The organism is Ruminococcus sp. AM31-15AC (genome assembly GCF_003462045.1).
GTDB classification, from domain to species: domain Bacteria; phylum Bacillota; class Clostridia; order Oscillospirales; family Ruminococcaceae; genus Hominimerdicola; species Hominimerdicola aceti.
The window spans coordinates 1-11,165 of the sequence record NZ_QTYG01000067.1 but is presented as its reverse complement, the minus strand read 5'-3'; the positions used below and the strand labels follow the sequence as shown (position 1 = coordinate 11,165).

Sequence of the window (11,165 nt, the reverse complement as noted above, 5' to 3'; positions counted from 1 at the left end):
AGGTCATAAATATGAAAGCAACAGGAATTGTCCGCAGGATCGACGATCTCGGCAGAGTTGTCATACCTAAAGAAATAAGGCGCACCATGCGTATCCGTGAGGGCGACCCGTTGCAGACAACGTTGAAAACCGACTTTGACTTCCTGCTTACACTCCTCAGATTGGCGGATAGGCTGTACATAAAGTGACACAAAAGCAAAACCGCCGTTCAGGCTAGTTCCCGAACGGCGGTTTTTTACAGACATATTGTCATATACGGCGGAATACAAACTATATCCTCTTTGAAACAAAGACTACGTGGATGAATGACATAGCACTCTCCGATCCTCGCCTTATACTTCTCCCTAAAGCGTTTCAAGGACTCTATGGAATATCGCTTGCCGGACTTAACTTCAATAGGATACATTTTGTATTTCAGCTTACTGTTGTTGGAAATAAGAAAATCTATTTCAATATCGTTTCGGTGCTTTTCAGTGTTGTAATGTGTATAGAAATACAGCTTGTGACCGTTTGCCGTCAGCATCTGAGCAATGGTGTTCTCGTAAAGCATACCCTCATTCATGTTCAGCTTGTCACCGAGTATCTGCTTGTAGACCTCATCTTCAAGCAGTTCGTTCTCATCGAATGCGTGGCTTACGAGCAGCCCAGTGTCACCGAGATAACACTTTACATAACTTCTGTTTTCGTTGATCGACAGCCCAACATTCGGATCGTTGCATAGAAAACACTCATTGGATATCATAGAATCTGACAGCCAAAAAAATGTTTCTTCATACTGATCCGCCGTACTTTGTGCGACAACATTACTGAACACCACACGCTTTTCGTGCTGAGAAAGCAGTCCCGGTATCTGATCAAATATGGTAAGCACCTTGCTGCGATACCTTGCATCGATCTTCATAATATCGCTGCGATAGAGTGCGAGTATATCACGCTTTTCAACGTCAGCTTTATCAAAATCCTTCCTGCTTTCAAGAAACGCAATAACACTCTGCGGCATACCGCCCACAAGCATATATTGCTTAAAAAGCAGCATTGCCTTATGGTGCAGCTCGTTTTCAAGGGGTTCTCTGTCTGCAAAGCATTTTCTGATATAGCCAATGATCTGCCCCTCACCCAAAGCATCGCAAAACTCCTCAAAATCCAGCGGATACATATTCAGATGACGTTCCTCCGACGGAATGACGATGTTTTTTACATTCTCCTTGATGGAGATCAGCGAGCCTGTTTCGATATAGTCATATCTGCCGTCGGCAACGAGATATTTAATACATTCTCTTGCCTTTGGGTACATTTGCACCTCGTCAAAAATTATAAGCGACTCACGTTCAAACAATTTCACACCATAATATGTGGACAGGAGCATAAAAAACGTGTCGAGGTCATTCATATGCTTTTGAAAATAGCCCTTGACCTCATCGGGACATTTTGCAAAGTCGATCAGGATATAGCTCTTGTACTCGTTCTTGCCAAACTCCTCACAGATAGTAGACTTGCCGATACGTCTTGCACCCTCGATAAGAAAGGCTTTTTTACCATTAAGTTCTTTTTTCAGCGTCAGCAGCTTATTGTACATTTTACGCTTTAGTATCATAACAACACCTCACTTTGATAATACGCAGGTTAGAATATATTCTCAATTTCAATAATACGCAGGTTTACATATATCTTATGATCGTATTATACGCAGGTTTATAGCTATTATACCACACATTGCAAATTAAATCAAGAGATAAATCAAGCAGCTTTTGCCGTTTTGGTGTGGTTGACAGTTAAATTATGCCGTGGTATAATATTTCAAAACAAAGAAAAAACTGAATGCGATAGTTGATCGTAGCATCAAATCAGTATTTGGAGGATAAAATATGAAAACCAATATATCACAGCCATTTTTTCAAATATCAGAGGCAAATATTATATCTCGTGGAATTTCAAACGGACATGAATACATCGTTTACTGTTCCGATAAAGGCGTTAATGTAAATACTGATTTTAAAAAGATCAATAACGATATGTATAACTGCTGTTCGTATTATGACAGGAAATTATGTGATACTATCTCAAAATTTGAAGAAATGAGTAAAGAAAAAATAGAATCGCAAGCTTATGGTTCTTGGATGGACGGTGCACACTCTTAACTAAAACATATCATACAGAACCAAATTCACCGCCGCAGGTCACGCATTTGTGACTTGCGGCGGTGTTTGTGATTAAACAAAAGTTGAGGGTACTTTTTATTATGGAGATTTTTGGTTAGGCATTTTTTTGTTATTACCCTTCATCTTGGCCGCTTTTGTTATGCAATTACAAGTCAGCATTCGACACAAGTAAAATTTTAGAGAACCTTGTTGCATGGTGTATGAAAATATGATATACTTAATTTGGAAACTGATAATATTCTGAAATGGAGATAGGAAGGGAGTGATTGTATGTTGCCGATATATATGGCATTGATCGATGATGAGGAAGATAAAAGTGATTTTGAAAATATAGTAAATAAATATGAACGAAAATTATATCGTGAAGCCTTTAAAATTCTTAATTCACACGAATTGGCAGAAGAAGCCGTTTGGGAGGCTTTTTACAGGATAGCAGACAATTTTAAGAAAGTTCACAATTTGCCTGTGTACAAAATGGACGCTTATTTGATTATAACTATTAGAAGGGCATCATATCGGATCTACAATACGGAGAAAAAATATTTTGAAAATGACTCATTTGAGGATTCTGAATATGTGCCGGATATAGCTAAGCTTAATGAGTATGATATTTCTGATCTGACTAACGCTATTGGTCAGCTTGAAGACAAGTATAAAGCTGTTATCACTTATTTTTATTATTACGGTCACAACGCAAATGAAACCGCTGATTTAATGGGGATATCCAGAAATACAGTATATAAGTATCTGAGAAAAGCTGAAGCTATTTTATTGGAGAAGCTGAGAGGTGCAAACTATGAACGAAAATGAAAATTTCTGCAAAGCGATCGAACAAGCAGTTGTTCTGCCATGTGCAAAAGAAATGCAGCTGATATCTGATGAAAAATGTGATTTTTCATCAGCATACAGAAGAAGGATCCGCAGATTGACCAAAGATCAAGATAAAACACCCCATTCATTGATAAAGACGACCTTGCAAAGGATGATATTCATAATTGCCGCAGTGCTTATGATCGGATCGATAACAGTAGCTGCTGTTCCGCCGTTAAGAGAATGGTTTGTTGGTTTGTTTGCAAGCAGCAATGATAATAATACTGATGTCTGGAATGTACATGGTGATGTTCCTGCCGATGATCTTACAGATGCTTTTGTGTGTTGTGAACCAACACATATCCCAAATGGATTTGCTGAACATGACCGAACTCAAGAAGAAACTATGCTTATCATTGATTATTCTTCTAATAATGAATTTATCGAGTACACTCAAAGCAGTATATTAACGAATAATCAGATAGATACGCAAAACAGGACAACTGAAAAGGTATCGATAAATGACAATGACGCTCTGCTGTCTTACGATGCCGATACATCAACTATTGTATGGACTGATGGCAGATATTCTTATACAATAACCGGAGATTTGTGTAAAAGTGACATAATTAAGATGGCTGATTCGGTAAACTCTACAAAATAAAATATTTTTCTGAAAAAGTGTGTACAAATTCACTCAAGCTTGTATCTTACTATATGAGGGGACAAAATCTTGAGGAAAGGAGTGCACATTTTTTATGCAATAATAATAAAAACAAGTACGTGCAATTGTGAAAACATACAAACTTATGTATTTCAATCAGCCATTTTCACTGCTTCTTCGGTTTATATAATTGAAAGGCGGTGAAAATGATGAAGAATTTTATATGCTTAATTTTGACAGTTATACTGACCTGTTGTATGACTATATCTGTTTTTGCTTCTTGCGAAGAGTTTGCAATAACAGATTAGATCGGCGCAAGGTATGCGTATACCAACAAGATCACATCGATAGTGAGTATCTCATCAAAAAATGCAACTTGTAAGTCAACAGTACAAGGCAGTTCCAAAACTGTGACCAGAATTGTGGTCAAGCAGACATTTTAGAAAATTAATATACCAAAGAAAAATATTGTGAAAAGGAGTTAATAATATGAAAACAACAAACTATCTCGCCGGATTAGCGGCAATAACAATGACATTCACAGGCATGGCTGCGCCAATATCAGCTTATGCCGATGACAGTTCATCAGTTTCAAGCACAGAATATGCCTTATACGGAGATTTTGTTTACATGACCGCTGCAAACAAGACCGCTGAAATAATAGGCTATAATGGCACTGATGAGAACGTTGTGATACCCTCTGAAATATACGGCTTAACTGTCACAGCCTTGACAGGTTGGGCGGGTAAACCTACAAGCTTCCACCCTATTGGAGCAAAAAAGGGTCCTTTTGAAAATAACAAGTATATCAAATCAGTGGTCATTCCTGATACAGTAAAATATATCGACGATGGGAGCTTTTACGGCTGCACAGCCCTTGAAAGCGTGACGTTTGGCAATGGTGTTGAAGAAATAGGCGATTATGCCTTTGAAAACTGCACTTCACTTTCCAAGGTATACATACCTGTAAGTGTAAAGAAAATAGGCGCTGAGGCTTTTGGTTATACTTTCGGCTCAGAACTTACACTTAATAAAAACTTCTCAATGACCTGCGCTAAGAACAGTGCTGCTGAGGAATATGCCAAAAAGAACGGCATTGCCTATGATATATATCAGGTGAAAATTGATGAGCTTGCCGTTTCAGGTATTAAGGACAAAGAGTACACAGGTAAGCCTGTTACGCAAAATATAGTTATCAAAAATGGCAATGTCGTCCTTGATGAGGGTACTGACTATACTGTTACTTATTCTGCAAACACAAAGGTGGGTACTGTTGAAGTCACCATAACAGGAACAGGCTCATACACAGGCGAGATAAAGTCAAGCTTTGATATACTGCCTGCAAAACAGCAGATACAGAAGCTTGAAACACGCTTCAAAGGCTTTTTCATAGACTGGGCGCAGAAAGGCTCTGCAACAGGATATGAGATAGAATATAGCACAAATGCTGATTTTAAGGACAGCACGGTTAAAAAGCTTACCGCAAACAAGCCTGATACTCTCACCATAAGCGGTCTGACAGCAGGAAATAAATATTATGTTCGTGTACGTTCCTACACAAACGTTGGCGAAAAGGTATACTATGGAGCATGGTCAGACAGCAAAAATGTTACCGCCGCAAAGTATGACATTACAAAGTCAGCTATCTCAGGTATTTCTACAAAGACATACACAGGAAAGAATATCACGCAGAGCGTAAAGGTAAAATACAACGGCAAGACGCTTAAAAGCGGCACAGATTACACAGTTTCATATTCAAACAACAAAAAGGTAGGAACGGCCACAGTAAAGATAACAGGCAAAGGACAATACGGCGGAACTGTCAGCAAGACATTCAAGATAAACCCTGCCAAGCAGAAGATACAGAAGCTCACAGCGAAGTCAAAGGCTTTCTTTATTGATTGGGCGCAGAAAGGCTCTGCAACAGGTTATGAGGTGCAGTATGCCACAAACTCTAAGTTTACAGGTTCAAAGAAGATCACTGTCACAAACAACAAGACAGACAAGATGACAGTATCCAAGCTTTCAGCAGGCAAGAAATACTATGTCAAGGTTCGCTCTTATACTGTAGTAAAGGGTACGAAATATTATGGAGAATGGTCGGCTGTTAAGAGTGTGACAACGAAGAAGTAATATGCCTATAAAACCAAAGCCGTTTTTTCGTATAATAAATTTTCGCCGACAATACACTATGTAACTGATCCTTCGAACCGCTCGTCATTAAATATGATCCAAAATCTTATGGATTCGTACAAACAGATATCAGGAGCTAATATTGATAGGTTAAAATTAGGACTGTTCTGAATAGAATAAGCTGCCACAGATTTTTTCTGTAGCAGCTTATTTTTGTTTATGCTATTCATTCTTGCGAAGATATCCGTCATCATCATATTTCTTAGCTGTATGCTGTGCAGCTTGCCAATCGCCCCATTTGTCTACAGCCTTATTCCAAATTGTCATATATTACAACATGTTTTCTGAAAAAGCTTACATTTATCAACATGGAAGTTGAAATAGCCGCCACTATTAACACCAGTTTGCAGAACTATAAAATCTCAGCTTTCCGTCCTTGTCCACGTCATAATTATATACTGACATTTGGTTTTTGAAAAATCTGTCCTTGAGATATGTGCCTTTTAGTTTGCATAGATACGAATATTCCTCGCTGTTCTCAGGCTTGCACTTTTCAAAACCGATTCTCTTCCGACGTGTATCAAACCATTTTTCATCATTCTGTCCGCCAAGACGTTTGTACTCGTCATAAGTCCTATTCTTTTGTATCAACAGTTTATCGTTTTCTCGATATTTCTTGGGATATATGGGGAATTCCTTTTCATCAAAGTCTGTTGTAACTCTCCAGCTATCCTCATTAACAGGATACACACCTACCACTATCTGCCTATAAAGTGCTAAAACATATTTTGCATACCTTGTACGCCTTATGTTTATATCCCAAAAGCCCCTTGCTGAATCGTATATAAAATCTTCCCTTTGCAAGTTGGCACATTTTTCCTTGTACATAAGCGGATAGCTTTTATTTATTGTAATGAAAACAACAGGGATATTTCCACAGTATTCTTTGAAATCCACTTCTCTTATGGCAACATTATCAAGAAAATCCTGCACATTTCTCGCTTTCGTTTTATATCCGTCAAGTGCGTGAGAGTGCTTTTCAGCATTGCTTGCATGACCATTAGAAATATTGGTGAGCGTTTCAGGAAAAATGTGATCATACATATTCATAAGCGCAGATTCGCACATAAATGCTTCATTTTCGGTCAACCCCCATTTTATTATGACCTTTTCAACCTTGCCGCTACTTTTAATGATAGTTTTTATTTTCTCAGATAATTTGGAATAATCGACATTTCTATCTCCGTTTTCTGAGCGTATAATTTCTAACAGCTTATCAGCGTCGTTTTCGTGACAAAACACTCGTCCGCCTTGCCCTTTGCCGATATAAAAAGGCTTTCCATTATCGTCTTGCAGCATATAAACATAAAACCTGTCTTCCATGTTCTCGCCCAAGGTGTAACTAAGTCTTGTGAGTTCGTCATTCCGCTCGCTCAAAGCCTATCCCCTCTTTCCATACGTCTTATGAACATACTTATCAAGCCATACCTTGTCATAATTGTCGCTGTACTCAGACATCTGACAATCGTTGTAAAGATCATCTGCAAGGGTCAAAAGAACATCATGAAATTCCAAATTCGTCTTAAACTTTTGTGGTATTGCATTATAGCCAAGATATGCGCCAAGAATATTTCCGCAAACTGCACCTGTTGAGTCGCTGTCGCCGTTGTGATTGACCGCTGTGCATACAGCTTTATCAAAATCATCCTGATATCTCAGTGAACAATACACTGCAATAGCTAAAGTCTCCTCAGCCACCCAGCCCTCGCCAAGCTTATGTATATTGTCGAGGTCGCTGCCGTCTGACTGTGAAAGCTTGACCGCAAGCTCGATCAATTCCACAAAATCGTCAATATATTTAGCTCTGTTAAATATCTGCTGCATTGTCCTTACCGAACTCGTGACAGCTTCAAGCAGTGTGATATCATTATTGTGGGACAACAAACTGACCATATGAACAAGAGCCGCCGCAGGGATATATCCAAGCTCATGCCCATGAGTAATAGCGGCACATTCAGCGCCTATCTTATCAATACTTGCGATATCCATTTTACCCTCTGAAAAATATAGCCCGATAGGTGCGACACGCATTATTCCGCCACAGCCCTTGCTGTTATTTATAGGCTTTTCTATATTACCTTTTCCCCCTGCCGCCAAGGCTGACAAACAAGTATTTCCCGGTGCACGGTGGCTGAACATTTCAGGCAAATTCATGACCCAGCTATATTTCGCATAATTTTCTTCAATATCAACAGGATAATTTGCGGTCTGTGTCAGATACCAACCTTGATACTCAAATGCCATGTAGGTCGAAAAGTCGCCCATTATCCCACGAAGCTTGCCCCTTGTTATCCCGTCCAGCAACGCAGTTGCAGTAAACATCGTCATTTGAGTATCGTCAGAAATAAGGGCTTTGCCATTTTTGAGCGCATATTCAGTTATGCCATTTTCTCCATATTCGCTGAAAATTTGTCTTTCACTGCAAAATTCCACGGCATACCCCAAAGCGTCACCCACAGCACCACCGACCAGCGAGCCTCTGTATTTATCAAGCATATCATCCATTTTGTTTTCCTCCTATGATCTTAATTTCTTTTATTATACTACATTTATAAAGGTTTGTGGGAAATAATTTTGTACAGTAAAAGTAACCGTCAAACCCTCCGCATCTGCCCCACCGATGACTAAAGAAGTATAATAAACTTCAAGCAACTACATAGAGTAAATTACCCAATCTCAAAAAGTCCATAGAGCTGCTTTGGTTTTGTCAATATCACTTGACACATTTTATTCGAACAAGAATTATGCAGCGAGAAAGATATGATCATAGTAGAGCTTTCTTCGGTCTGCCGGAGCAGCCCACCGTTGGCGGTGCAGATTGTTCCGGAACCTTCAGACAAGATCTCATCAATAATCTGAGTTGTATTATTAAGGTGTTCTTTTCTCTGCTTGCAGATTTTGTCATACTCTCTTAAATCTGATATTTATCAAGTTTAGCTATTTCATCAGCCCGACAGGACATTTGTGTCAGAATGTATATTTCTCATTGAATTACGCTCTGCACTGCGATAGTATTTTCTGTAATTTATCGGTGTAACGCCGTACAGCTTTTTGAATCTGCGGCAGAAATAGCCGATGTTCTCAAATCCTGTTTCATGCGCTATGGCACAAACGCTGTTTTCGGTATCAACAAGGAGCTTTGACGCACGTTTCAGTCTGTATTCTACAACGTAATTTATCGGCGATGTGTGCAGGTATATCCTGAAAATATTGAGGACACTGCTTTTGCTTATAAGAACTGTTCCTGCAATATCGTCCAGTGTTATCTGACCGCTGTAATTATCATGAATATACTGCATCATTATCTGAAGCTTAGCCTGCGTTTGTGCAGAATGCCCGGACACGGGGCCGCAGTCTGTTATTTGTATGCTTTCATATAACAGGCGCCATAGTTTCAGCAGCAGTTCTACCGTTTCCATTTCAGAAGCCGTGCCAGAACCCTGCACAGCAAATACCGACCTCATTGTTTCGATAATGCTGTGGTGCGCTGTTTCTTCAGCGGAAAAAATCACACATTCGGTAGTTGATTCAATTATCGGTCTGATGTATCTGCTGTATATCAGACTGCCCTGCGGCGCAAGCAGAACAGGTGAAAAAACAATGTTCGGAATGATGGCGCTGTCTTTTGCTTCAAACCTGTGTATCACCTGAGAATTTATAAAGATCCCATCGCCCGAGCTTAGAACATACCTGTTTCCACCCACCAGAAAATCAGCCTTGCCATGCTGTACATAAACAAATTCGACCTCTGGGTGCCAGTGCCAGTCGATACAGTGAAAATCGAAATCCCAGATGTCCTCATAATAGTAACTGAACGGATATTCTTCGCTGCCGTGACTTGCAGTTTCACGTAAGGTTTCGTCCGTTGTGATCCTGTCCTTTTTGATTTCATTTCCCATGTTCTCACCCGATTTACGATATTGTGTAATAAAAATGTGATTTTGTGTATTGAAATATTACGATATTTACTATATAATCTGATTATATCATTTGTAAAGGAGTTTGTCAATATGGCTGTGAATTACAGAAAAACACTTATATCCTGCTATCTTGGATTCATCACACAGGCAATAGCGGCTAATTTCGCTCCGCTTCTATTTCTCACATTTCACAATGGCTATGGTATTCCGTTTGGAAAAATTGCCCTTATCTCGTCGGTATTCTTTGTTACTCAGCTTATCATAGATGTGCTGTGCGCACGTTTCGCCGACAAGATCGGCTATCGGAAATGCGTTATCGGTTCGCAGGTGTTTTCTGCGCTGGGACTTATCGGGCTTGCTTTTCTGCCAGAACTGCTTCCCGATCCGTTTTCAGGAATAATTATAAGCACGGTCATATATGCAATGGGAAGCGGTCTGACCGAGGTACTTGTAAGTCCGATAGTTGAAGCCTGCCCGTTTGAGCACAAAGAAGCTGCAATGAGCCTGCTGCATTCATTCTACTGCTGGGGTTCGGTCGGAGTCATACTCATTTCAACACTGTTTTTTACTGCTTTCGGCATAGAAAACTGGAAGTGGCTCTCTTGTATCTGGGCGATAATTCCGCTGGTGAATGTTTACAATTTTTCAGTATGTCCCATTGCACACCCCGTCGAGGACGGCGAGGGAATGCGTATCCGTGACCTGCTCAGAGTACCGCTGTTCTGGCTTACGATACTGCTTATGGTTTGTGCGGGAGCCTCGGAGCTTTCAATGGCGCAGTGGGCGTCGGCATTTGCTGAATCCGCTCTCGGACTGACTAAATCAGTCGGAGATATTGCAGGACCGTGTATGTTTGCGGTGACGATGGGCATAAGCCGTACACTTTACGGGAAGTACGGCGAAAAGCTCGATCTTATGAAATTCATGATAGGCTCGGCACTGCTGTGTCTGACCTGTTACATCACTGCATCCCTGTCGGTAATACCTGTAATCGGTCTTCTTGGCTGCATAATGTGCGGATTCTCGGTAGGTATCATGTGGCCCGGATCTATAAGCATCTGTTCGGGAAAAATACCCACCGGCGGAACTGCAATGTTTGCACTCCTCGCCATGGCTGGTGATCTTGGCGGAGCACTCGGTCCCGCTATTGTAGGAAATATCACCCAGCGTGCAGGCGATGATATGCAGAAAGGTATGCTCGCAGGCTGCGCATTTCCCTTGATACTTATGATATCGCTCCTGCTGCTGAACAGAGCCAGACGCAGGAATAACTGATCGTATCCGGCAGGTTTATGCAAAGCTACAATAGGAAAAAAGGGGCTGTAAAAAAAGTCCCCAAGAAAAAAGGCTGCGATCTTGCCAAAAAGCAAGACAGCAGTCTTTTTTTGTGGTATAATTAAAGTATCATGAATAACCAAC

9 protein-coding genes and 1 pseudogene are annotated in these 11,165 nt (G+C 40.3%); 6 read left to right on the top strand and 4 right to left on the bottom strand.

Translation table 11 applies throughout. The features are described 5' to 3' along the window. Window positions 1-11: 11 nt before the first annotated feature. A pseudogene (locus tag DW793_RS15500) lies at window positions 12-116 on the top strand (AbrB/MazE/SpoVT family DNA-binding domain-containing protein); the annotation flags it as partial. 119 nt (window positions 117-235) lie between these two features. On the opposite strand, the gene DW793_RS12945 reads toward DW793_RS15500, so the two are convergent. Next, window positions 236-1,594 carry an ATP-binding protein gene (locus tag DW793_RS12945; protein WP_118158383.1) on the bottom strand — a complete coding sequence of 453 codons (1,359 nt, stop codon included), beginning with the start codon at window positions 1,592-1,594 and terminating at the stop codon, window positions 236-238. Window positions 1,595-1,865: 271 nt separating this feature from the next. On the opposite strand from DW793_RS12945, the gene DW793_RS12940 reads away from it, so the two are divergent. The 4 genes from DW793_RS12940 (at window position 1,866) to DW793_RS12925 (ending at window position 5,766) form a co-directional block, all read left to right on the top strand. After that, window positions 1,866-2,138 carry a hypothetical protein gene (locus DW793_RS12940; RefSeq protein WP_118158382.1) on the top strand — a complete coding sequence of 91 codons (273 nt, stop codon included), beginning with the start codon at window positions 1,866-1,868 and terminating at the stop codon, window positions 2,136-2,138. A gap of 291 nt (window positions 2,139-2,429) precedes the next feature. Beyond that, window positions 2,430-2,969: an RNA polymerase sigma factor gene (locus DW793_RS12935; protein WP_118158381.1), complete on the top strand. Its 540-nt coding sequence runs from the start codon at window positions 2,430-2,432 to the stop codon at window positions 2,967-2,969. After that, window positions 2,956-3,633, top strand: a complete 678-nt coding sequence (locus DW793_RS12930; RefSeq protein ID WP_118158380.1) for a DUF4367 domain-containing protein — start codon at window positions 2,956-2,958, stop codon at window positions 3,631-3,633. Before DW793_RS12935 ends, DW793_RS12930 begins: the two co-directional genes overlap by 14 nt. A 489-nt stretch (window positions 3,634-4,122) precedes the next feature. Next, on the top strand, window positions 4,123-5,766 hold the full coding sequence (locus DW793_RS12925; RefSeq protein ID WP_118158379.1) for a fibronectin type III domain-containing protein: 1,644 nt from the start codon (window positions 4,123-4,125) through the stop codon (window positions 5,764-5,766). A gap of 393 nt (window positions 5,767-6,159) precedes the next feature. On the opposite strand, the gene DW793_RS12915 is transcribed toward DW793_RS12925, so the two are convergent. The 3 genes from DW793_RS12915 to DW793_RS12905 form a co-directional block, all read right to left on the bottom strand. Next, on the bottom strand, window positions 6,160-7,203 hold the full coding sequence (locus tag DW793_RS12915; protein ID WP_118158377.1) for an LEM-3-like GIY-YIG domain-containing protein: 1,044 nt from the start codon (window positions 7,201-7,203) through the stop codon (window positions 6,160-6,162). A 3-nt stretch (window positions 7,204-7,206) separates the two neighbouring features. Then, complete coding sequence (locus tag DW793_RS12910; RefSeq protein ID WP_252969894.1) at window positions 7,207-8,331, bottom strand: ADP-ribosylglycohydrolase family protein; 1,125 nt, start codon at window positions 8,329-8,331, stop codon at window positions 7,207-7,209. A gap of 440 nt (window positions 8,332-8,771) precedes the next feature. Beyond that, window positions 8,772-9,725, bottom strand: coding sequence for an AraC family transcriptional regulator (locus tag DW793_RS12905; protein ID WP_118158376.1), 954 nt, complete (start codon window positions 9,723-9,725; stop codon window positions 8,772-8,774). Between the two features lie 111 nt (window positions 9,726-9,836). Here DW793_RS12905 and DW793_RS12900 point away from each other — a divergent pair, with 111 nt between their 5' ends. Then, complete coding sequence (locus DW793_RS12900) at window positions 9,837-11,021, top strand: MFS transporter (protein ID WP_118158375.1); 1,185 nt, start codon at window positions 9,837-9,839, stop codon at window positions 11,019-11,021. Window positions 11,022-11,165: the final 144 nt, after the last annotated feature.